The 22,543-nt window shown below is 62.3% G+C and carries 20 protein-coding genes; 13 read left to right on the plus strand and 7 right to left on the minus strand.

Annotated features, from left to right (window positions below; genetic code table 11):
* The first annotated feature begins 2 nt into the window (after nucleotides 1-2).
* On the plus strand, nucleotides 3-1,025 hold the full coding sequence (locus V7S54_RS07020) for a glycosyltransferase (RefSeq protein WP_065373663.1): 1,023 nt from the start codon (nucleotides 3-5) through the stop codon (nucleotides 1,023-1,025).
* A gap of 37 nt (nucleotides 1,026-1,062) precedes the next feature.
* Here the strand turns inward: V7S54_RS07020 and V7S54_RS07025 are convergent, their stop codons facing one another.
* Nucleotides 1,063-2,121, minus strand: a complete 1,059-nt coding sequence (locus V7S54_RS07025) for a glycosyltransferase family 4 protein (protein ID WP_065373664.1) — start codon at nucleotides 2,119-2,121, stop codon at nucleotides 1,063-1,065.
* A gap of 86 nt (nucleotides 2,122-2,207) precedes the next feature.
* Entirely contained in the window at nucleotides 2,208-2,684 is a 477-nt protein-coding gene (gene greA / locus V7S54_RS07030) for a transcription elongation factor GreA (RefSeq protein WP_058324180.1), read from the minus strand.
* A 293-nt stretch (nucleotides 2,685-2,977) separates the two neighbouring features.
* On the opposite strand from greA, the gene V7S54_RS07035 reads away from it, so the two are divergent.
* The gene (locus V7S54_RS07035) at nucleotides 2,978-4,468 is read left to right on the plus strand and encodes an MFS transporter (RefSeq protein WP_065373665.1); all 1,491 of its coding nucleotides are present in this window, start codon (nucleotides 2,978-2,980) and stop codon (nucleotides 4,466-4,468) included.
* Between the two features lie 116 nt (nucleotides 4,469-4,584).
* Here the strand turns inward: V7S54_RS07035 and V7S54_RS07040 are convergent, their stop codons facing one another.
* Both V7S54_RS07040 and carB read right to left on the minus strand, forming a co-directional pair.
* Nucleotides 4,585-4,875, minus strand: a complete 291-nt coding sequence (locus V7S54_RS07040) for a hypothetical protein (protein WP_336408433.1) — start codon at nucleotides 4,873-4,875, stop codon at nucleotides 4,585-4,587.
* A 184-nt stretch (nucleotides 4,876-5,059) separates the two neighbouring features.
* Nucleotides 5,060-8,551: a carbamoyl-phosphate synthase large subunit gene (carB, locus tag V7S54_RS07045; RefSeq protein WP_065373666.1), complete on the minus strand. Its 3,492-nt coding sequence runs from the start codon at nucleotides 8,549-8,551 to the stop codon at nucleotides 5,060-5,062.
* A gap of 592 nt (nucleotides 8,552-9,143) precedes the next feature.
* Here carB and ypfJ point away from each other — a divergent pair.
* The gene (gene ypfJ, locus V7S54_RS07050) at nucleotides 9,144-10,082 is read left to right on the plus strand and encodes a KPN_02809 family neutral zinc metallopeptidase (protein ID WP_065373667.1); all 939 of its coding nucleotides are present in this window, start codon (nucleotides 9,144-9,146) and stop codon (nucleotides 10,080-10,082) included.
* 61 nt (nucleotides 10,083-10,143) lie between these two features.
* Here the strand turns inward: ypfJ and V7S54_RS07055 are convergent, their stop codons facing one another.
* Nucleotides 10,144-11,136, minus strand: a complete 993-nt coding sequence (locus V7S54_RS07055; RefSeq protein ID WP_065373668.1) for an aldo/keto reductase — start codon at nucleotides 11,134-11,136, stop codon at nucleotides 10,144-10,146.
* A 118-nt stretch (nucleotides 11,137-11,254) separates the two neighbouring features.
* On the opposite strand from V7S54_RS07055, the gene V7S54_RS07060 reads away from it, so the two are divergent.
* The 3 genes from V7S54_RS07060 to V7S54_RS07070 all read left to right on the plus strand — a co-directional run bounded on the left by V7S54_RS07060 (nucleotide 11,255) and on the right by V7S54_RS07070 (nucleotide 15,202).
* On the plus strand, nucleotides 11,255-12,163 hold the full coding sequence (locus tag V7S54_RS07060; protein ID WP_065373669.1) for a LysR family transcriptional regulator: 909 nt from the start codon (nucleotides 11,255-11,257) through the stop codon (nucleotides 12,161-12,163).
* Between the two features lie 166 nt (nucleotides 12,164-12,329).
* Nucleotides 12,330-13,646 (plus strand): TCR/Tet family MFS transporter, encoded by a 1,317-nt coding sequence (locus V7S54_RS07065; RefSeq protein WP_065373670.1) that lies wholly within the window; start codon nucleotides 12,330-12,332, stop codon nucleotides 13,644-13,646.
* 143 nt (nucleotides 13,647-13,789) lie between these two features.
* The gene (locus V7S54_RS07070; RefSeq protein ID WP_065373671.1) at nucleotides 13,790-15,202 is read left to right on the plus strand and encodes an MATE family efflux transporter; all 1,413 of its coding nucleotides are present in this window, start codon (nucleotides 13,790-13,792) and stop codon (nucleotides 15,200-15,202) included.
* Between the two features lie 135 nt (nucleotides 15,203-15,337).
* Here the strand turns inward: V7S54_RS07070 and V7S54_RS07075 are convergent, their stop codons facing one another.
* The gene (locus V7S54_RS07075; protein WP_268753031.1) at nucleotides 15,338-15,466 is read right to left on the minus strand and encodes a hypothetical protein; all 129 of its coding nucleotides are present in this window, start codon (nucleotides 15,464-15,466) and stop codon (nucleotides 15,338-15,340) included.
* A 359-nt stretch (nucleotides 15,467-15,825) separates the two neighbouring features.
* On the opposite strand from V7S54_RS07075, the gene coaD reads away from it, so the two are divergent.
* The 5 genes from coaD (at nucleotide 15,826) to tgt (ending at nucleotide 19,747) form a co-directional block, all read left to right on the plus strand.
* Nucleotides 15,826-16,320 carry a pantetheine-phosphate adenylyltransferase gene (coaD, locus tag V7S54_RS07080; protein ID WP_065373672.1) on the plus strand — a complete coding sequence of 165 codons (495 nt, stop codon included), beginning with the start codon at nucleotides 15,826-15,828 and terminating at the stop codon, nucleotides 16,318-16,320.
* A gap of 35 nt (nucleotides 16,321-16,355) precedes the next feature.
* Complete coding sequence (locus tag V7S54_RS07085) at nucleotides 16,356-16,928, plus strand: peptidylprolyl isomerase (protein ID WP_065373673.1); 573 nt, start codon at nucleotides 16,356-16,358, stop codon at nucleotides 16,926-16,928.
* Nucleotides 16,929-16,950: 22 nt separating this feature from the next.
* The gene (locus V7S54_RS07090; protein WP_057250311.1) at nucleotides 16,951-17,460 is read left to right on the plus strand and encodes a peptidylprolyl isomerase; all 510 of its coding nucleotides are present in this window, start codon (nucleotides 16,951-16,953) and stop codon (nucleotides 17,458-17,460) included.
* 73 nt (nucleotides 17,461-17,533) lie between these two features.
* A complete protein-coding gene (gene queA / locus V7S54_RS07095) occupies nucleotides 17,534-18,616 on the plus strand; it encodes a tRNA preQ1(34) S-adenosylmethionine ribosyltransferase-isomerase QueA (protein ID WP_065373674.1) in 1,083 nt (360 codons plus the stop codon).
* Nucleotides 18,617-19,747, plus strand: coding sequence for a tRNA guanosine(34) transglycosylase Tgt (gene tgt, locus V7S54_RS07100; protein WP_065373675.1), 1,131 nt, complete (start codon nucleotides 18,617-18,619; stop codon nucleotides 19,745-19,747). It abuts the gene before it with no gap.
* Nucleotides 19,748-19,774: 27 nt separating this feature from the next.
* Here tgt and V7S54_RS07105 read toward each other — a convergent pair whose 3' ends face one another.
* The gene (locus tag V7S54_RS07105; protein ID WP_065373676.1) at nucleotides 19,775-20,197 is read right to left on the minus strand and encodes a DUF4864 domain-containing protein; all 423 of its coding nucleotides are present in this window, start codon (nucleotides 20,195-20,197) and stop codon (nucleotides 19,775-19,777) included.
* A 390-nt stretch (nucleotides 20,198-20,587) separates the two neighbouring features.
* On the opposite strand from V7S54_RS07105, the gene V7S54_RS07110 reads away from it, so the two are divergent.
* Together V7S54_RS07110 and V7S54_RS07115 are read left to right on the plus strand one after the other, a co-directional pair.
* Entirely contained in the window at nucleotides 20,588-21,673 is a 1,086-nt protein-coding gene (locus tag V7S54_RS07110) for a hypothetical protein (protein WP_065373677.1), read from the plus strand.
* Nucleotides 21,670-22,392, plus strand: a complete 723-nt coding sequence (locus V7S54_RS07115; RefSeq protein WP_065373678.1) for a sulfite exporter TauE/SafE family protein — start codon at nucleotides 21,670-21,672, stop codon at nucleotides 22,390-22,392. Before V7S54_RS07110 ends, V7S54_RS07115 begins: the two co-directional genes overlap by 4 nt.
* Nucleotides 22,393-22,543 lie beyond the last annotated feature (151 nt).

The following is a 22,543-nucleotide window of genomic DNA, read 5'->3' on the forward strand; positions in this document are numbered from 1 at the left end:
CCATGAAAATCATGCACTTTCATTTCGGCAAGGACGGCGGCGCGGAGCGCTTCTTCGTTCATCTGGTGAATGCGCTTGGCGAGCGCGGCGTCGAGCAGACCTCGGTCATCCGGCCCGGACGCATCTGGCGGAAGGATATCGAAGGTGCGACGCGCATCATCGAAAGCAATTTCCGTAACCTGTCGCTCGACCGGATCCTTTTGCCGATGAAGGTCAGCAGCATGGCGCGCCGCGAGAAGCCGGATGCGCTCTTTGCCTGGATGCCGCGCGCGAGCCGTCTCATGCCGAACTACAAGGGTTGCATCAAGATTTCCCGCCTCGGCGACTATCCGCTGCGTCTCGACTATTTCCGCAATACTGATTGCCTCGTCTGCAACACGCCGGGCATTGCCGAACATGTGCGCAAGCTCGGCTGGACGCGCGACGTCGAGGTTATCTCCAACTTCACCGGTACCGAGCGGGTCGCCCCTGTCAGCCGGGCGACACTTGATACGCCGGAGAATGTGCCGGTCGTCATGTCGATGGGACGCTTCGTTCCGCGCAAGGGTTTCCATACGCTGATCCAGGCGATCGCCAAAGTACCGGACGCCTATCTCTGGCTGGTCGGCGACGGCGAGGAGCGGGAAAACCTGGAGAAGCTGGCGGCCGATCTCGGCGTGTCGAAGCGTGTGCGCTTTGCCGGCTGGCAGAAGGATACGCGGCCTTTTCTCGCCGCTTCGGACATTTTCGTCATGGCATCGAGCCATGAGCCGCTCGGCAATGTCATCCTCGAGGCCTGGGCCCAAGGCACGCCTGTCGTCTCCAGCCGTTCGGAAGGGCCGCAGTGGTTCATGCGCGACGGCGAGAACGGCTTGATGGTCGATATCGGCGACGCCGACGGTTTCGCCCAGGCGATCGACCGCATCGCGAGCGACGCGGCACTGGGCGACCGCCTCGCCGAACGCGGCCACGACACCCTGATGAACCAGTTCTCAAAACAGGCGATCACTGACGCCTACTTGAAACTCTTCGCTTCAAAACGCTGAACTTCGCTCGCGCGGCTGCCATCAAAATGGCAGCCGATCAGGAGCGCATCAACCGTTCGTAGACGGCGTTGATCGCACGGGCCTCGCCCTCGATCGCGAAGGAGGCGCAGGTCAGCCCCAGGCCATTGGCGCCTGCCATCGTACGACGGCGATCATCGTCCATGAAGCCGGCAGTCGCCTCAACCATCGCCTGCAGGTCGTTGGCCGCAATGACTGTGCCGGTTTCCTGCTCGCCGACGACGACCAGTTCCGAAAACGCGCCGACATCGGTCGCAACAACCGGGACCGCGGTTGCCATGGCTTCGAGCGGCGTCAGGCCAAAACCTTCCCAGCGCTGCGGCGCGATGAAGAGATCAAGCGCGCGATACCAATCGGGAATGTTGGTGTGCTCGCCGACGAAGCGGATACGGTCTGTCAGCCCGGCCTTTGCGACCCGTTCCTTCAACTCGTTCTCGAACGCCACATGCGGGCCGGTCGCGCGCCCCGCGACGATGGCGCTCCAGCCCGGCCGGCAGGGGAGCAGCGCGATCATGCTATCGACGAAGAGATCGGTTCCCTTCTGCTTACGCACCCGTCCGAAGCAGCCGACATACTTCTGCGCCGGATCGAGCCCGAGCGCAGACTTGGCAGCGGCTGCATCCGCGGGCGGCTGGAAGCGTTTCGTGTCGATGCCGTGCAGGATGACCGTGTTCGGTACTTCGAGATAGGCGGAGGTCTTGCCGCTCGTTGCGATCACCGCATCCATCCTGGAGATCAGGAACTTGCTCCAGCCGGTGTGACGCCGCTGCGAAGCCGAGGTGAAGACGATCTTCAGCTTCATTCCCAGGAGATCGCGCAGCACGATCGCCGGCAGCATCTCGACGTTACGGCGAGCGTGCCAGACCCGGCAGGGCCGGCCATCCGGTGCGCTCCACAAGCGCAGCAGATCGCGGAAACGCAGCGAGGGCAGGGTGTCCGGCAGCCCCGGGCCAAGCACGGCGATCTTTTCGCCGAGCGCGCGCTGGATCGGAACCAATTGGATAATGGTGGACGTCACGCCCGAGAGGCGGCGCTTGAAGTTGGGAGCGATGACCTCAACGTTCCGGATATCGGCCACGAAAGCGCACTCCTTGCGCGAGCAACGATCGTCTTTTGGAAAGAGAGAAATGGGGCGAAGGGAAGCTTCGCCCCTGCCAGGGCTGATCAGCCCCAGTTGACCGCGAGAATTTCGTAGGCCTTGGAGCCGCCGGGGGCGTTCACTTCGATGGAATCGCCGACTTCCTTGCCGATCAGGGCGCGCGCGATGGGCGACGAGATCGAGATGCGGCCAGCCTTCACGTCGGCTTCCTGGTCGCCGACGATCTGATAGGTCTTTTCTTCTTCGGTATCCTCGTCGACCAGCTTGACCTTGGCGCCGAACTTGATCTTGGAGCCGGACATCTTTGAGAGATCAATGACTTCCGCGCGGGCGATCAAGTCTTCGAGCTCGGTGACGCGGCCTTCGTTGTGGCTCTGCGCCTCCTTGGCGGCATGGTATTCGGCATTTTCCGACAGGTCGCCATGTGCACGGGCTTCGGCAATCGCCTCGATGATTCGTGGTCGTTCTTCCTGCTGGCGCCAGCGCAGCTCCTCCTGCAGGTTGACGAATCCACCCTGTGTCATCGGCACTTTTTCGACCATTTCATTGTCCTTCATCAAGCACGAGGCGCCGCCCTTGGGGCGGCGCCAACGCAAAAGAAAACGGTCTCCGGCGCGTAAACACCGGAACCGTCCGAAACTTTGAACCTTCGTTATAGCAGAAACGGAAGCGCGAAAGCCAGATATTTCGCCACCATCCACCGAAGCCAACATACCATCCGCAACTTGTAGACGAACGAAACCGGTGGCAAGTTTTGCAGAAACCGCTTTACCTCAACTGCGGTTGAGGTCGTATCAGAACTACTCCTGCAGAACGTCACGAGGAAGCATGGCCCATGGATCTGGCCAAGGATCACAACATCAAGACAGGCCCGAACGCGGAGCCGCAAGCGGATGGCCGCTGGAGCGAACTGCTGCGGCCCGACTATCTGGTGGCAACGGTCACGCTTTGCCTTGGCGTCGCACTCTTTGCGTTCAATGAATTTTTCATTTCGACGGCGCTACCGACGGCTGTCGCGCAGATCGGCGGCGCCACGCTGCTTTCCTGGGCGGTTACGCTCTATCTCGTCTTTGCGATTCTCGGCGGGGCGCTTGCTGCCAATCTGAAGGCAAGGTTCGGCGCACGTGGCACGCTGATTGCAGCCGCCATCGTATTTGTCGCCGGAACCATGATCGCGACGACCGCGAGCAGCATGCCGCAGGTGCTTGCCGGGCGGGTGTTCCAGGGATTCGGCGAAGGTATCATCGCCGCGGTCTGCTACGCGCTGATCCCGGAACTCTTCCCGCCGCGGCTGGTGCCGAAGATCTTCGGAGCCGAAGCCATCGTCTGGGCAATGGCTGCCTTCGGCGGTCCGCTCGTCTCCGGATTCCTGACGGAGCATTGGTCCTGGCGGGCAGCCTTCGGCGTCAATATTCCGGCAGCAGCAATCTTCGTCGTGCTCGTCCTCGCCATCGTGCCGGCACAAAAGGTACCAGCCGGCAAGCCACGTCCGATCCCGCTCCTGCGGCTGATTGTCGTCGGCGCCGGCATATTGCTGATATCGGTATCGACCACGGCCAGAAGCGTCCCCTTGATGGTCGCGGCGCTGGCGACAGCGCTGACGATCCTCTGGGCTGCGGTCCAGACCGACCGGCGCGCAGAACATTCCATCCTGCCTGCCGGCGCTTTCGCGCTCGCAAAGCCGCTTGGCACCGGCCTTTGGGTGGTGCTGCTGATGCCGCTGGCGCAGGCATCCGGCTCGATCTACCTGATCTATGGCCTGCAACATGTGTGGAACTTCAGCCCGACGGCTGCCGGCTTTTCCGGCGCGCTGATGGCGATCTCCTGGAGCCTGACCGCAATTCTCGTTGCGAGCCTGCGCTCACATGATCTGCGCGTGAAGCTGATCCAGACCGGGCCGGCACTTCTCAGCATCGGACTTGCCGGTCTGACGATCGCGGTCGCCATCGACGAATTCCGCCTGGTCTTTCCGAGCCAGATCGCGATTGGCGCCGGCTTCGGCATCTCCTGGGGCACGCTCAGCCAGTTGATGATGGATGTGTCGCCGCATAAGGAACGCGACAAGACGTCGGCCTTTTTGCCGACTCTGCAATCGGCCGGCTACGCCATCGGCGCTGCAATCTGCGGGCTTACCGCAAATCTCCGCGGCTTTGACGAGAAGGCAAGCGTCACGACGATGCATGTCGCATTGTTCACCGTCTTCATGGTCGCATCCGTGATATCGACGGCAGCGCTCTATTTCGGCGTCAGAACCGTGCGGCTTGCCGCCAAACGATCGCGGCACGCTCAAGGAGGAGCGGCGCTCGGGGCGCTCGCAGGAGACTAGAGCGCCGTGCGTTTAGACAGATGACGTTCTACAGCGCCGCGCGTCTTATCAGACGCGCAAAGGTCGCTGTAGCACTTTGATTTGCTGCATGTCTTTGTCCTTAAATCGAAGTCTATTTAAGGAGACATGCAGTAGGCAGCCGCGTGGAGCGGCGTACCGACGTGGCGGCGCCCAAGAAGCGCCCGTTGCTCGCCGCCGCGCCCGATCGACGGCACGATCGTCGCGAGCAGCCTGCGATTGCTGGAGAAGACTTCGACCTTCAGCGATCCATAGTCGGCGTCGCGGCCGATCTTGTCGGCGATGCGCTGGCCGTAATAGAGGGCCGAGCCCTCATCGAAATGGATAATGCCGTCCTCGTCGACGAAGTGCTCGTCGCCCCAATGCAAATCGAAAAAATAGAGTTGCACGATCTTGCCCCGCAGCGCGCCCACCGGAGGCCCCTCCGATCCCTAGACGCTGACATATTGGAGCATGGTGCGGACGAACGCAGCCTGAACCGCCCATTCATGCTGCATTCAGCCGGGCGAAGTGGACGAAAGGCGATCGTTCAGAATGGAAGCGGCGCGCGATTGTCGCGCGCCGCTCGCCGTATCAGACCTTGAAGTAGCTCTGCAGCGGACGCACTTCGAGGCTGCCGGCCTTCAGCGCCTTGATCGCGTGGGCTGCCGCTTCCGCGCCGGCCATAGTGGTGTAATAGGGCACCTTCTGCATCAGCGTCGCGCGGCGCAGCGACTTCGAGTCCGAGATCGCCTTGTTGCCGTCGGTCGTGTTGATGACGAGCTGGACGTGGCGGTTGCGGATCGCGTCCTCGACATGCGGCCGGCCTTCCTGGACCTTGTTGACCTTGGTGGCGGCGATGCCGTTTTCACCCAGGAACCGAGCCGTGCCGCCCGTGGCCATGACCTTGAAGCCGATGTCGACGAGAATGCGAATTGCCGGAAGCACCCGGGTCTTGTCTTCGTCGCGCACCGAAACGAACACCGTTCCGTCGCGCGGCAGGTCGACGCCGGCGCCGAGCTGCGACTTGGCGAAGGCCAGCGCATAGTCGGTGTCGAGACCGATGACCTCGCCGGTCGAGCGCATTTCCGGGCCAAGCAGCGTGTCGACGCCTGGGAAGCGTGCGAAGGGGAAGACGGCTTCCTTGACGGCGATGTGCTTGAGGTTGCGCGGGTCCGGCTTTTCGCCGTAGGCGGCGATCGCCACGTCAAGCGCTTCGCCGGTCATGACGCGGGCCGCAATCTTGGCGATCGGCGCGCCGATCGTCTTGGCGACGAAGGGAACGGTGCGCGATGCGCGCGGGTTCACTTCAAGCACATAGATCGTGCCGTCCTTGATCGCGAACTGCACGTTCATCAGGCCGCCGACATTGAGCGCCTTGGCAAGGGCTGCCGTCTGGCGCTCGAGTTCGTCGACCATGGCCGTGTCGAGCGTATGTACCGGCAGCGAGCAGGCGCTGTCGCCCGAGTGGATGCCGGCTTCCTCGATGTGTTCCATGATGCCCGAGACGAAGACGTCCTTGCCATCACAGAGGCAGTCGACGTCCACTTCCGTGGCATTCGTCAGGTAGCTGTCGAAGAGCAGCGGGTTCTTGCCGAGCAGCGTGTTGATCTGGCCGGTCTTGTCGTTCGGGTAGCGCTGCTTGATGTCTTCCGGAACCAGGCCCGGAACCGTGTCGAGCAGGTAGGACTGCAGCATGCTTTCCGAATGGATGATCTGCATGGCGCGGCCGCCGAGAACGTAGGACGGGCGCACGACCAGCGGGAAGCCGATTTCGGCAGCGACGAGGCGGGCCTGCTCGACCGAGTAGGCGATGCCGTTGTTCGGCTGGTTGAGGTCGAGCTTCATCAGAAGCTTCTGGAAACGGTCGCGGTCTTCCGCAAGGTCGATCGCGTCGGGTGCCGTGCCGAGGATCGGGATACCGTTCTTTTCCAGCGCTTCGGCGAGTTTCAGCGGGGTCTGGCCGCCGAACTGCACGATGACGCCGACCAGTTCACCCTTTTCCTGCTCGGCGCGCATGATCTCGATCACGTCTTCGGCCGTCAGCGGCTCGAAGTAGAGGCGATCGGAGGTGTCGTAGTCGGTCGAAACCGTCTCCGGATTGCAGTTGATCATGATCGCTTCGTAGCCGGCATCCTTCAGTGCGAAGGCCGCGTGGCAGCAGCAATAGTCGAACTCGATGCCCTGGCCGATACGGTTCGGACCGCCGCCAAGAATGACGACCTTCTTGCGGTCGGAAACCTCGGCTTCAGACCGGGCCGCACCGACGAACGGTGTCTCATAGGTCGAGTACATGTAAGCGGTCGGCGAGGCGAATTCGGCGGCGCAGGTATCGATGCGCTTGTAGACCGGACGGACATTCAGCGAATTGCGCAGTTCCGCCACTTCCTTCGGGCGCTTGCCGCCGAGGGTGGCGAGGCGCGCGTCGGAAAAGCCCATGGCCTTCAGCATGCGCAGGTTCTCGGCATCCTTAGGCAGGCCGTGCTCGCGGATGCGGGCCTCCATGTCGACGATCGCCTTGAACTGAGCGATGAACCACGGGTCGATCTTGCTCGCCTCGTGAACCTCGGCCTCGCTCATGCCATAGCGCAGCGCCTGGGCGACCATGCGCAGGCGGTCCGGCGTCGGCGTTCCGATCGCGGCGCGGATGGCATTTCGGCCATCGCCGTTCTCGTCCATGTCAGGAATTTCGATTTCATCGAGGCCGGTGAGGCCGGTCTCAAGGCCACGCAGCGCCTTCTGCAGCGATTCGGCAAAAGTGCGGCCGATCGCCATGACTTCACCGACCGACTTCATCGCGGTGGTCAGAACCGGCGAAGCGCCCGGGAACTTCTCGAAGGCAAAGCGCGGGATCTTGGTGACGACGTAGTCGATCGAGGGCTCGAAGGAAGCCGGCGTCGCGCCGCCGGTGATGTCGTTGTCGAGTTCGTCGAGCGTGTAGCCGATGGCAAGCTTCGCGGCGATCTTGGCGATCGGGAAGCCGGTCGCCTTGGAGGCGAGAGCCGAGGAGCGCGAAACGCGCGGGTTCATCTCGATGACGACGAGACGGCCATCCTTCGGATTGACCGCGAACTGCACGTTCGAACCGCCGGTCTCGACGCCGATCTCGCGCAGCACCGCGATCGAGGCGTTGCGCATGATCTGGTATTCTTTGTCCGTCAGCGTCAGCGCCGGAGCAACGGTGATCGAATCGCCGGTGTGCACGCCCATCGGGTCGATGTTTTCGATCGAGCAGATGATGATGCAGTTGTCCGCGGTGTCGCGGACCACTTCCATCTCGTATTCCTTCCAGCCGAGCACCGATTCTTCGATCAGCACTTCGGTGGTCGGCGACGCGTCGAGGCCGCTGCCGACGATGTCGAAGAATTCGGTGCGGTTGTAGGCAATGCCGCCGCCGGTGCCACCAAGCGTGAAGGACGGGCGGATGATCGCCGGCAGGCCGACGTCATCGAGCGCCTGCGCGGCAATCGCCATCGCGTGGTTCATATAGCGCTGCTTGCGATCGCCTTCGCCGAGGTTCCAATGGTTTTCGAGATCGTCGAGCGCCTTGTCGAGGTCCGGGCCGGAAAGGCGGCCCTTCAGTTCGGCGCGCTCGGCCTCATGAACCTTGCGGTCGTGGTCCTTGATGTCGGTGGCGTTGGCCAGCCGCGACTTCGGCGTTTCGAGGCCGATCTTCGCCATCGCCTCACGGAAGAGTGCGCGGTCCTCAGCCTTGTCGATCGCGTCGGGCTTGGCACCGATCATCTCGACATTGTAGCGGTCGAGAACGCCCATGCGGCGCAGCGACAGTGCGGTGTTGAGCGCGGTCTGGCCACCCATGGTCGGGAGCAGCGCGTCGGGGCGCTCCTTGGCGATAATCTTGGCAACGACTTCCGGGGTGATCGGCTCGACATAGGTCGCATCGGCGAGGCCCGGATCGGTCATGATCGTCGCCGGGTTGGAGTTGACGAGGATGACGCGGTAGCCTTCCTCTTTCAGCGCCTTACAGGCCTGGGTGCCGGAATAGTCGAATTCGCATGCCTGACCGATGACGATCGGCCCCGCGCCGATGATAAGAATGGACTTGATATCTTGGCGCTTCGGCATGGTCGGTCATCCGTTTCTAGCTGCGCGAAAAACCGGCCAAGGTGGGAGGTCACCGGCCGGGCACGCATTGATGGTCTTTTCAGGCTAGAAGCGGCTTATAGGCAAATGTTTATGCAAGCGAAACCCCGAAAATTCCGGAATCGACAAGAACCCGGCATATTTGCGCGTCCTCTGCTTTATCACCCGCTCGGCGGCACTAAAACCGCGCCAAAGCGTCAGGCGCCGCCGGCGCGCGCCGGCGGCTTCGACCTAGACAAGCAGGTCGTGCGGATCGGGCAGGGGCTTCTGCACTTCGGCCACGCCGAGGCGACCGGTAGCTTCAAGCCGCAACGCCTTCATGAACGCGCCTCCGCGTCGCTGTCTGCGGGTGGCTTAGCATCGGCAAAGCGGCTTTACGTCACGGAGAGCGGAGCAGACTTCAGCCGGCGGAGTTTTCGCTTCCTATGTTTGTAACGGGAGCTAGCCGCCGCAACAAAAAGTTTGGCCAGATCGCGAACTTACGGGTGGCAATTGCGTTTTACAACGACGTCGGGTGAGTCCTATAAAAGAGCACACCGACAACGCCTGTTTACAGAGGCTGGGAGGACAGATCATGGAATGGAAAGGCCGCCGCCAATCCGAAAACATCGAAGACCAGCGCGGCGCGAGCCCGGGTGGCGGCAATCCGTTCGGGCGCGGCGGTGGTTTCCGCATGCCGGGCGGCGGAGGCGGTATGCGACGCGCCGGCGGCGGCATGAGCTTCGGAACGATCATCTTCCTCGTCATCCTCTATTTTATCCTCAAGGCCATGGGCATCGACATGCTGCAGGTGCTGGAAGGTGGCGGCAGTCAGGTACAGTTGCCCGGCTTCGAACAGAGTGACGGCTCGCCGGCCCCGCGCGGTTCGGCCCAGGAAGAGGAAATGAAGTCTTTCATGGCGACCGTGCTCGCCGAGACCGAGGATACCTGGAACGGCATTTTCCAGGCGAGCGGCAAACAGTACGAAGAGCCCAAGATGGTGCTCTTCCGCGGCCAAGTGCGCTCCGCCTGCGGCTTTGCGTCTGCCGCCTCCGGACCTTTCTATTGCCCGGGAGACCACAAGGTCTATCTCGACATGAGCTTCTTCGATGAACTCGCCCAGAAGTTCGATGCATCCGGCGACTTCGCCCAGGCCTATGTGGTTGCGCACGAGGTCGGCCACCACGTCCAGAACCTGATCGGCGTCTTGCCGAAATTCAACCAGATGCGCCAGTCGATGAGCGAAGCCGAAGCGAACCAGATGTCAGTCCGCGTCGAGCTGCAGGCCGATTGCTTCGCCGGTGTCTGGGGCAAATACACGGAGCAGAAGGGTCTGCTCGAGCAGGGCGACGTCGAAGAGGCGCTGAACGCAGCCACCCAGATCGGCGACGACACGCTGCAGAAGCGCATGCAGGGCTACGTCGTTCCGGAGAGCTTCAACCACGGCACCTCCGAACAGCGCATGCGCTGGTTCAAGCGTGGCTTCGACAGCGGCAAGATGTCGGCCTGCGATACTTTCTCAGGCGCCGTTTAACCGCTCCAACCCAAGAAACCGTCAGGGCCGGCACGATTGCCGGCCCTTTCGTTTGTCGGGGTCAGCGTTCGCTGTCCATGTGGGCGAGTTGGGCCTCGGGATAGCGGGCGCCCGCGGCGGCGTCTTTCGGAACCGCCTGTTCGATCACCGCCAGTTCGCCGGCACTGAGATGGACATCGTGCGACGCTAGGGCTTCCGCCAAGCGGTCGCGCCGGCGTGCACCGATCAACGACACGATGTCCTTGCCCTGGGCGGCCACCCAGGCAATCGCGATCTGCGCCACCGAAACGCCCTTCTCTTCAGCGACCTGTCTCAGCGCTTCGACGAGGGCAAGGTTCTTGTCGATATTGCCCTCCTGGAACCGCGGGCTCATGGCACGGAAATCGCCATTGCCGGCCGCGCCCTTCTGCCAGTGGCCACTGATCAGCCCACGCGAGAGAACGCCGTAGGCCGTAATGCCGATGCCAAGTTCCCGGCATGTGGGCAGAATGTCGTTTTCGATCCCGCGTGAGATCAGCGAATACTCGATCTGGAGATCGACGATCGGGTGGACGGCTGCGGCACGGCGAATGGTCTCTGAGCCGACTTCGGAGAGGCCGATATGGCGGATATAGCCAGCTTTCACGAGATCGGCGATCGCGCCGATCGTCTCCTCGATCGGGACATCCGGGTCGAGCCTTGCCGGACGATAGATGTCGATGTGATCGACGCCAAGCCGCTGCAGCGTATAGGCGAGAAAGTTGCGAACCGCCTTCGGCCGGCAATCATAGCCAGCCCAGTTGCCGGCAGCATCACGCAATGCGCCGAACTTCACACTCAACAGCGCCTTATCGCGCCTTCCGCCCTTCAGCGCCTCGCCGATCAGCATCTCGTTATGGCCCATGCCATAGAAGTCGCCGGTATCGAGCAGCGTGATGCCGGCCTCCAGCGCGGCGTGGATGGTGGCGATGCTTTCGGCACGGTCGGCCGGGCCGTACATGCCGGACATGCCCATGCAGCCGAGGCCGAGCGCCGACACCGAGGGGCCGGTCTTTCCGAGTGAAACGTAATCCATTGTCGTTCTCCTTCGACAAGGCCGAATCCGCCGGCCGTTGATCGGTCTCTTGTTTACTTCGTATGGCGTCGTGCGATAATCCGACCTCAATCGAACAACTTGTACGAAATTCCGCACAATGAACGACCTGCCGCTTGCCGATCTCGATGCCTTTACCGCCGTTGCCGCCGCGCGCAGCTTCCGGGCCGCAGCCAAGAAGCGCGGCGTTTCCGCGTCCTCGTTGAGCGAGGCGCTGCGACGGCTCGAAGCGAAGCTGCAAGTGCGCCTGCTCAACCGCACGACCCGCAGCGTGACGCTGACGGAGGCGGGCATGCGGCTGCTCGATCGGCTGACGCCGGCACTCGGCGAGATCGCCGGCGCGCTCGATCAGGTCAACGAAATGCGCGACAGCCCGGCGGGAACGCTGAAACTTAATGTCCCGACCATCGTCGCCCGCGAAATCTTACCACCGATCGTCGGCCGCTTCCTGCGCGAGCATTCGGCGATCTCGTTGGAAGTGACGGCGGAAGATGGGTTCGTCGACGTTCTGGCGGCAGGTTTCGACGCCGGCGTTCGCTATGAGGAACGCGTCGAGCGCGACATGATCGCCATACCGATCGGCCCGAGCCGACAACGCTACGTCACCGCCGCGGCCCCGGAGTATCTCGCCAGGCGCGGCGTGCCCCAACATCCGCGCGATCTGCTCGAACATGGCTGTATTCGCCACCGTTTCGCCAGTGGTATTTCTCTTCCCTGGGAGTTCGGTGAAGGCGACGCGGCGCTGACGATCGCGCCTCCTGCCGTCGTGACCGCCAATACGATCGACCTCGAACTCGGCGCTGCCGTTGACGGGCTTGGCATCATCCGGACCTTCGAGGAGTTCGTCGCCCCGGCCATCGCGGCAGGACGGCTCCTGCCCATTCTTGAAGACTGGACGACGAGTTTTTCCGGACCGTTTCTATACTATGCGAGCCGCAGGCATATGCCGACGCCGCTGCGCGCCTTCGTGGATTTCTTGAAGCTTGAACAGCGGCGCGACAACGGGTGAAGACGGCTGCACGTCACCCGTCACATCAACCATTGCGATAGTCCCATCAGATAATTTGAGACGTTCACGGATTGTTTCGCGCGAAATGATCCGTTACACCTAAATTGGTAGCGTTGTTCACGTTCTGTCCCACATCCCGGGGCAGGCCGCCTGGGGGAGGGATCGCATGCGCGACGAGAAGTTTGTGCGACGCGGCCTGTTCCTCGTCTTTCTCATCCTGTTCCTTGATATCATCGGCATTGCGATCATCGTTCCGGTGCTGCCGACCTATCTGGAGGAACTGACCGGCTCCGATATCAGTGAAGCGGCAATCGACGGTGGTTGGCTGCTGCTCGTCTATGCGGCGATGCAGTTTCTCTTCGCACCGCTGATCGGCAACCTCAGCGACCGATTCGGCCGGCGTCCGGTGCTGCTCGCATCGGTCTTCACCTTCGCACTCGACAATCTGATCTGCGCGCTCGCCACCAGCTATTGGATGCTGTTCATCGGCCGTGTTCTCGCCGGCATCAGCGGTGCGAGCTTCGGCACCGCATCGGCCTATATCGCCGACATCAGCCATGACGGAAACCGCGCCAAGAATTTTGGGCTGATCGGCATTGCCTTCGGCACCGGCTTCGCCCTCGGCCCGGTGCTTGGCGGTCTGCTCGGCGAATTGGGGCCACGCGTGCCGTTCTACGGTGCCGCGGCGCTCTCCTTCCTGAATTTCATTCTCGGCGTATTTCTGCTGCCGGAGACGCTGGATCGCGCCAATCGGCGTCGCTTCGAGTGGAAGCGCGCCAATCCGCTCGGCGCCCTCAAGCAGATGCGCAATTACCCGGGCATCGGCTGGGTCGGGCTCGTCTTCTTTCTCTTCTGGCTCGCCCATTCCGTCTATCCGGCGGTCTGGTCCTTCGTATCCAATTACCGCTATGGCTGGAGCGAGGGACAGATCGGGCTATCTCTGGGTATCTTCGGCATCGGCGGCGCGTTCGTCATGGCCGTCATCCTGCCGCGTGTCGTGCCGCGGCTTGGCGAGTGGCGGACGGCGGTGCTGGGACTGACCTTCACCACCCTTGGCGCCATTGGCTATGCCGGTGCCTGGCAGGGGTGGATGATCTATGCGGTGATCATCGCAACCGCGCTCGAAAGCCTCGCAGATCCGCCCTTGCGCAGTATCGCTGCCGCCCACGTGCCGCCATCGGCACAGGGAGAGCTTCAGGGCGCGCTGACCAGCATCGGCAGCATCACCACGATCATCGGCCCGCTGATCTTCACCCAGGCTTTCGGCTATTTCACCAGCCCCAGCGCTCCCGTCGCCTTCGCCGGTGCGCCCTATGCGCTGGCTAGTTGCTTCCTCGTCGGCGCGCTCGTCGTGTTCCTGTTGAAGATACCGAGAAGCAGGGCGGTAGGACCGCAAGGGCTGGAGGAGGCCATCGAGCCGGCTGCGGTTGCAGCAGCCGAAGAGGCTGAAGGGATCGAACAGCCACGAGTGCACGGAAATTGATCAATTTTCGTGATCTATCGATGAAAGTTTGAGCAACCTCGCCCTTGCGGCTGGCTCTTTGCCCGGGGGTATTCTATCTCCGGTTTTCCTCCCTCCGATTTTTAGTTGCGGCCTGGAGCTGCATCGACCGCCAGGAATCTGCCATGCTGACCACCAATGCGAGCGCGACGTCACCGACGACCGACAACTCCTGGCGGACGCATTATCGCGCGAGCTTCTATCTCGGCGTGCCGTTCATTGGCGCGCAACTCGCCCAGCTCGCGATCAACACGACGGACGTGCTGATGGTGGGCAAGCTCGGCGCCACCGAACTCGCGGCGATCATTCTCGCCACGCAGATGTATTTCACCGTCTATGTTTTCGGGAACGGCTTTGCCAACGCGGTGGTTCCGATGGCAGCGCAGGCCGTTGGTCGAGGCGACAAGGTTTCGGTGCGCCGCTCCGTGCGCATGGGCATGTGGGTCGTGCTGCTCTACGGGGTGCTGACGGCGCCGGTGCTCTGGATGGCCGAACCGATCCTGCTTTTCGCCGGTCAGCAACCCGAGGTCGCAGCCCTTGCGGGGGAATACATCCGCATCGCCCAGTGGGCGATCTTCCCCGGCCTGATTTTCATGGTGCTCAGAGCCTTCTTGAGCGGCCTCGAGCGGGCAGGGATCATTCTCTATGTGACGCTGGCGACGCTCGTGCTCAATGCCGCTCTTTGTTACGTGCTGATCTTCGGCCATTTCGGCTTCCCGCAGCTCGGCATCTTCGGTGCAGCGGTAGCGGCGCTCGGCGTCGCCGTGCTCGGCGCAGCGCTGACGATCGGCTACATCAAGAGCAAGCCTGAGCTCAACCAGTACGAACTGTTCGTCCGGTTCTGGCGGCCTGATTGGTCGGCGTTCTGGGAGGTCGTGTCTCTCGGCATTCCGATCTCGTTGACGATCCTTGCCGAAGTGAGCCTCTTCACCGTCGCTTCGCTGCTGATGGGCACGATCGGGACGATTGAACTTGCCGCGCACGGCATCGCCCTGCAGTTCGCCTCACTCGCCTTCATGATCCCGCTCGGGCTCGCGCAAGCCGCCACGGTGCGTGTCGGCCTTGCCTACGGCCGAAACGACATGCTGGGCGTCCGGCGCGCGGCGATTGCATCACTCGCGCTCGGTGCGGGCTTTGCCGTCGTCGGGAGCGCGATCTTTGCCTTGTTCCCGAGCCATCTCGCCGCCCTCTATCTCGACACCAACCGCCCGGATGCCGCGGCAGTACTGGCCTTCGCCGCCCCGCTCATCGTCATTGCCGGCGCCTTCCAGCTCGTCGACGGCATGCAGGCGATTGCGGCCGGCATGCTGCGCGGGCTGAAGGACACCAAGGTGCCGATGCTGCTGGCGTTGATCTCCTATTGGCCGATCGGCTTCGTCTGCGCCTGGGCCTTCGCCTTTCCGTTCAACTTCGGCGGAATGGGCGTCTGGTTCGGCTTCGTCCTCGGGCTCGCGGCAGCCGCCGTGCTTTTGAACTGGCGCTTCTTCCGGATGATCGGCGCGATTTCGACCACCCCGCCGAGGCAGACCGCGATTTAGCGAAAGGCTCCAGGCTGCGGGCAAAGAAAAAGCCGGACGGGCAGGGGATGCCGTCCGGCTTACAACGGCGACCGCCTCAGGGGAAGGGAACGGCGTCGCCTACTACCAAGCTTCGATTACGAAGCCTCGAAACCGCTAGACGTTGAAACCGTCAAGCCGCTCCGAACCCTGGCGATCGCGCTGGAGGTCGCGTATCGTCCGGGCAAAATCGATCAAAAAAACGAAACTGACGACCGCTGCCGCGATCATGAAGAGGGTGGCCATGACGCTCTCCGTCAACGGAAGATCTTCTGGGTCACGAATTGCTCGCGCCGGGCACGGGACTCATTGCGAAGTCCATGTATCGTCGCAAAGAGCATCGTGAAAAACATCGCCATCGAAAACAGAGCAAGTGCCATAGCCGTAATCCTTTCGCATCCTAAACGGCAGTACGTTCGAAAAGTTCCGTTGTTTACTGCGCTACACTAGCGTTCTGCGTGTGAAGCACCGTTGAACATGGCATTCATCTAGCATTCATTCTTTCTGTCACGCTGTTTCCCAGGGAACAGCTCTAGCCATCGGCACAACTCTTGCGATCCGTCGCCGTCCGTGACAAAAGGCTTCACCAAACGGAAACAGGTGCGATGACCACGGCATTTTATCCCGGCTCCTTCGATCCGATGACGAACGGCCACCTCGACGTACTCGTGCAGGCGCTGAACGTGGCGGCGAAGGTCATCGTCGCAATCGGCATCCATCCTGGGAAGGCGCCGCTGTTTACCTTCGACGAACGCGCCGAACTCATCCGTCGGTCGCTTCAGGAATTCCTGCCCGACCGGGCCGGCGATATCGACGTCGTCGCCTTCGACAATCTGGTGGTCGACGCGGCGCGCGAGCGCGGCGCGAAATTGCTGGTGCGCGGGCTTCGCGACGGCACGGACCTCGACTACGAAATGCAGATGGCCGGCATGAACCGGCAGATGGCCCCCGACATCCAGACGCTATTCTTGCCCGCAGGCACGGCATCGCGGCCCATTACGGCCACATTGGTCCGCCAGATCGCGGCCATGGGCGGTGACGTCAGCGCCTTCGTGCCCGCGGCAGTTTACCAAGCACTGCAGGCCAAACGCCGCGCTTGAGGCGCGGCCCTCTTTACACCACGCAGGGAGAAACCATGAAAATCCTCCACCTCGCTTTTGCCGGCGCCCTTGCGCTTGCCTCCTGGACGGGAACGGCGATCGCACAATCGGCCGACAACGTCATCACGATCACGCTCAAGGATGGGCCGGTCGTCGTTGAACTGCGTCCGGACATTGCCCCCAAGCATGTCGAGCAGATCAAGGCGCTTGCCGCCGCTGGCGAGTATGACAACGTTGCCTTCCACCGCGTGATCAAGGGCTTCATGGCCCAGACCGGCGACGTGCAGTATGGTGATATGGAAAACGGCTACCAGCCGCAGGCTGCCGGCACCGGCGGTTCGTCGAAGCCGGATCTGCCGGCCGAGTTCTCCGACGTTCCGTTCGAACGCGGCACGGTCGGCATGGCCCGCTCGCAGGATCCGAACAGCGCCAATTCGCAGTTCTTCATCATGTTCGCACCGGGCGACTTCCTGAACGGCCAGTACACGGTCGTCGGCAAGGTCGTTTCGGGTATGGAGAACGTCGACAAGATCAAGCTCGGCGACGATGCCAACAACGGCTCCGTCACCGATCCCGACCGCATGATCAGCGTCAAGGTCGGCAAGTAAAGTCAACAGAAGGAGAAAACCCATGGCCGAGATCAAGGATCCGGAAAACACGATCATCATGGAGACCACCAAGGGCAAGATCGTCATCGAGCTTCTGCCTGACGTCGCTCCGGGTCATGTCGCCCGCATCAAGGAACTGGCTCGCGAAGGTGCCTATGACGGCGTGGTGTTCCACCGCGTGATCGAGGACTTCATGGCGCAGACCGGCGACGTTCAGTACGGCAAGACCGGCGGCGAGCACTTCAACCCGGCGCGTGCCGGCATGGGCGGCTCCTCCAAGCCGGATCTGAAGGCCGAATTCTCGAACGTCAGCCACGTTCGCGGCACCTGCTCGATGGCCCGCAGCCAGATGCCGAACTCGGCAAACTCGCAGTTCTTCATCTGCTTCACCGATGCCCCCTGGCTCAACAAGCAGTACTCCGTTTGGGGCCAGGTCATCGAAGGCATGGACAATGTCGACAAGATCAAGCGCGGCGAACCGGTGCGCGATCCCGACTCGATCGTCACGATGCGGGTTGCCGCAGACGCCTGATTTGCGCTAATGCACGGACCCGCCCCGGTCGCCAACTGCGCCGGGGCGGGTTTGCTTTTGTCTGAAGATAACAATGCGCGTAGACCTGTTCGACTTCGACCTTCCGGAAACCTCGATAGCGCTTCGGCCCGCAAGCCCGCGCGACAGCGCCCGCATGCTTGTCGTTCGCCCAGACGGCGCGGACGTTCTGTCCGACAAGGGCGTGCTCGATCTGCCGTCGTTCCTCAGGGAAGGCGACGCACTGGTCTTCAACGACACCAAGGTGATCCCCGCCCAACTGGAAGGCATCCGCCGCCGCGGCGAGGAGATCACCACACCGGTTTCGCTGACGCTGCACATGCGCACGGCACCCGATTGCTGGAAGGCTTTTGCCCGCCCGGCGCGGCGCCTCAAGGTCGGCGACCGCATCGCCTTCGGCCATGGCGGCACGAGCTGCCTGCTCGGCACGCTGGACGCGACAGTCGCGGAGAAGGGCGATGCCGGCGAAGTGACGCTGCGCTTCGACCTCTCGGGTCCATCGCTCGACGAGGCGATCATGGCGGTCGGCCACATTCCCTTGCCGCCCTATATCGCATCGAAGCGCGCCGAGGACGCACAGGATCGCGCCGATTACCAGACGATGTATGCGCGCGAGGAAGGCGCTGTTGCGGCGCCCACCGCCGGACTGCATTTCACCGACCGTCTTTTCGCCAAGCTCGACGAGGCCGGCATCGAACGGCATTTCGTGACGCTGCATGTCGGGGCAGGGACATTCCTGCCGGTCAAGGCCGACGACACCGACGACCATGTGATGCACCAGGAGATCGGCCACGTCGACGCCCGCACGGCCGAGCGGCTGAACGCCGTCAAGGCGAGGGGCGGGCGGATCGTCTGCGTCGGCACGACTTCGTTGCGGCTGATCGAAAGCGCGACCTCGGCAGAGGGTATCGTCAAGCCGTGGTCCGGGCCGACCGGCATCTTCATCACGCCCGGCTACCGCTTCCGCGCCGTCGACATGCTGATGACCAATTTCCACCTGCCGAAATCGACGCTGTTCATGCTGGTTTCGGCATTCTCCGGCCTGGACACGATGCGCGCGGCTTACGCACATGCGATCGAAACCGGCTACCGCTTCTATTCCTATGGCGACGCCAGCCTGCTTTTCCGGAAAGACTAGATGACCGAGACCTTCCAGTTCAAGCTTAACAAGACCGACGGCAAGGCCCGTCGCGGCGAGGTTTCGATGCCGCGCGGCACGATCCGCACGCCGGCCTTCATGCCGGTTGGCACGGTCGGAACGGTCAAGGCGATGTATCTCGACCAGGTGAAGGATCTCGGCGCCGACATCATCCTCGGCAATACTTACCACCTGATGCTACGCCCCGGCGCTGAGCGCGTCGCACGGCTCGGCGGTCTGCACGGCCTGATCCGTTGGCAGGGACCGATCCTGACCGACAGCGGCGGCTTCCAGGTCATGTCGCTTGCCGGCCTTCGCAAGCTCGACGAGCAGGGCGTCACCTTCAAGAGCCATGTCGACGGCGCGCTCTTCCACATGTCGCCGGAACGCTCGATCGAGATCCAGGGTCTGCTCGACAGCGATATCCAGATGCAGCTCGACGAATGCGTGGCGCTGCCGGCGGAGCCCAAGGAAATCGAGCGCGCGATGGAAATGTCGCTGCGTTGGGCCGAGCGCTGCAAGGTCGCCTTCGGCGACCAGCCGGGCAAGGCGATGTTCGGTATCGTGCAGGGCGGGGACATGCCGAAACTGCGCGAACGCTCGGCCGAGGCACTGAAGGGCCTCGACCTCAAGGGCTATGCGGTCGGCGGTCTGGCCGTCGGCGAGCCGCAGGAGGTCATGCTGCGCATGCTCGACATCACTTGCCCGATCATGCCGGTGGACAAGCCGCGGTACCTAATGGGCGTCGGCACGCCCGACGACATCCTGCGGTCGGTGGCCGAGGGCATCGACATGTTCGACTGCGTGATGCCGACCCGCTCGGGACGCCATGGTCTCGCTTTCACGCGTCACGGTCGCATCAACCTGCGCAATGCGCGGCATGCCGAAGACATGCGCCCGCTCGACGAGCAGTCTTCTTGCCCGGCGGCGCGCGACTATTCGCGCGCCTATCTGCATCACCTGATCCGTTCGAACGAGTCGCTCGGCGGCATGCTCCTGAGCTGGAATAATCTGGCCTACTACCAGGAACTGATGGCCGGCATCCGCCTGGCGATCGACGAGGGTCGCTTTGCCGACTTCATGGCGGAAACCCAGGAGACCTGGCGGCGAGGGGACCTTCCGCCGGTCTGAGCGGCATGCCCGTCCACCGCGGACGGCTCAAATCGCCGGCCCTGGCGCCTGCTGCAGCATCATCACGCCGTTGATCTTGTAGCTCCCGTCCGGTTGCTTCACCAGTTCGTAGATTGCCGTCCAGTCCTTGCCGTCAGGGGCCGAGATCAACACCTCCTGCAGGACCTGATCGCCGACGACCTTCGACCGGCCAAAGGCGAAGTTGCCGGGCCGGTAGACGGGCTGGTAGCCGCGTTTGACCATGTCGAAGAATGTGGTCTTGTCGGGAAACTTGCCGCGGACCGCCGGTGACGCGAAGGAATAGGCGGTCTCTGCGTCGTCATGCAGAAAGGCTGCGATCTGCTCCTGAATGATCGCGCGCGCCGTATCGACAGGTTCTTCAGCGCGAGCGGCACTCGCGGCGACAAGGTTGGTCACCAGTCCGAGGGCAATGGCAAAGGTCCTGAACATCACCGATCTCCATGCAGCCAGCTTCCAAAGAGCATAGGACAGCGGTGCACCTTGGAAACGGAGGCGCCAGTCTCTTTAGGCGTCTTCGCATCGCGCGCGAAACAATACCTGTGTTCAAATTCAAATGCTTACATCACAATTTATGTAAGTGACTTTAAATATCATAAATTGGTGATATTTGCGAAAATGCACCGAACGGGCAGGGTAGACCGTCGCCGGCGAAGCATTTCCGAACGACGGGGACGTCACAGCATCGGCTGGTCCATCGTCGCTGAACACCGGGTAGGGCTCTTCAAGTCGGCTAGGTACCTGCTGCTGCCGCCCGCCTCTTGGCAACCGGACCCTTTTCTCAGATAGTCGCTTCACCACCCAAGGTAGCAGGAGACGATCTTGATTACGGAGTCCCGAGCCGCACTCGACGGTACGCAAGATCGCCGAGACTATTTGGGGCCGGTCCAGGTGTTGTGCCTGGCGGGCCTGTGCGCGGTCGGGGCGGAACTGCTTGCTGCCTATGCCGATAATACCGGAAACGTCCCTGCAGTTCTGTTCGCGCTAGTTTTCTTTGCCGCGCTATACGGCGCTCCAGCTTTGCTGGCGCGCGAGGTTGCCAGGCGGGCCGGGTGGGGCTGGCCATCCCTGCTTTTGCTGACGCTTGCGCTTGGGATCGCCCAAGCCTGCCTCATAGATCAGTCGCTTTTCAGTGAGGACTACTTCGCCTACGAGGGTTGGGCCGAATCCCGGCTGGCCGCGTTCATTCCCGCGCTTTCCATCAGCGCAAATCAGGCCCTGAACTTCATCATCGGCCACGTGATTTTCAGCTTTGGTGCGCCGATTGCGATCGCCGAGGCGTGGCGACCACGAAGGGCTTTGCAGCCCTGGCTGGGGCCAGTGGGGATGACGATTGCGGCGGTTGCCTATGTGGGTACCGCGCTGCTCATCGCGTTTGATCCGGAATCTCAGAACGCCTCTACTGCGCAGTTCATCACATCTGCTGCTCTCGTCACCGCATGCGCGCTGGCAGCGTGGCTTGTGGGAACAACCTTCGGCTACAAGGAACGCGCAGAGGGGCGCGCTTCGTCCGCCAGTCCGGTTCTGGTTTTCGCAGCGACGCTGCCGCTGGCGCTCCTGTTGGCAAGCGACGTCCTTGGGGAGAGTTGGAGCGGAGTTGCCTTCAACGCGACCGTGATTGCGGTTGTTGGCGGCCTGGTCTGGTGGCGGGCGCAACGGCCGGGTTGGAGCGTCCGCCACGCCGCCGCCGTGGCATTGGCTTTCCTTGTGAGCAGAGGTGCGCTCGCCTTCACCTATTTCCCGTTGGTCGGGCAGGTGGAGCCAACTGCCAAATATGCCCACAACGTCGTCATGATGTTGCTGATCTTCATGGCAGGTTGGTTTGCCCTCTGCCAACAAAGGTGTTCAGGCAACATGGGCCGAGACGCTAATGCCGAAGACGAAGCGTCAGAAATTGATGGAGCCTGAACGTGCTTCTTGTACTCATCGTCGGCCTTGTCGCCGGGGTCATCAGTGGCATCATCGGGACGGGATCCTCGATCATGCTTTTGCCGGTCCTGACGTACGTCTATGGCCCGAAGGAAGCGATCCCGATCATGGCGGTGGCGGCGGTGATGGCAAATGTCTCGCGCATTCTTGTATGGTGGCGCTCCGTCGATTGGCGCGCGGTTGCGGCCTATGCGGCAACCGGAATACCGGCGGCAGCATTGGGCGCGCGGACCATGCTTGTTCTGCCCCCACACGTGGTGGATGCAGCCATTGGAGTTTTCTTCCTGGCCATGATCCCGATGCGTCGGCGGTGTGCCGCATATTTGCGGCAACTGCGCTTGCGGCACCTGGCCTTTGCCGGAGCCATCATCGGCTTCCTGACGGGTATCGTTGTTTCGACCGGCCCGATATCCGTTCCGGTGTTCATCGGATACGGGCTGACGAAGGGGAGCTTCATTGGCACCGAAGCCGCAGCCTCGCTGACGATCTACATCACCAAGACGCTCACATTCCAGAGTTTCGGAGCGCTGCCGTTTGCCACGCTGGCAAAGGGATTGACGGTTGGCGGATCGTTGATGGTCGGTTCGCTGCTGGCCAAGCCGTTTCTTCTTCGCCTCACACCTGAAACGTTCAGGCACATCATGGACGCGCTTTTGCTTGGCACGGGTGCAAGCCTGCTATGGGGCGCCGCAAGCTGAAATCTCTGGTGTCATCAAAACCCGGAGAGAGTGACATTCCAACTTTGCAGGATCAGGACACTTTAACTTTGCGGTGTGAGTTCACGCCGAACTGCGACTTGCGCGTGCAACGCTAACCGACACGTCGCATTTGCGCGAGCAGTTTCTTGCG

The sequence above is a fragment of the Ensifer sp. CCNWLY38 genome (assembly GCF_037120565.1).
In the GTDB taxonomy this organism is placed as follows: domain Bacteria; phylum Pseudomonadota; class Alphaproteobacteria; order Rhizobiales; family Rhizobiaceae; genus Ensifer; species Ensifer adhaerens_H.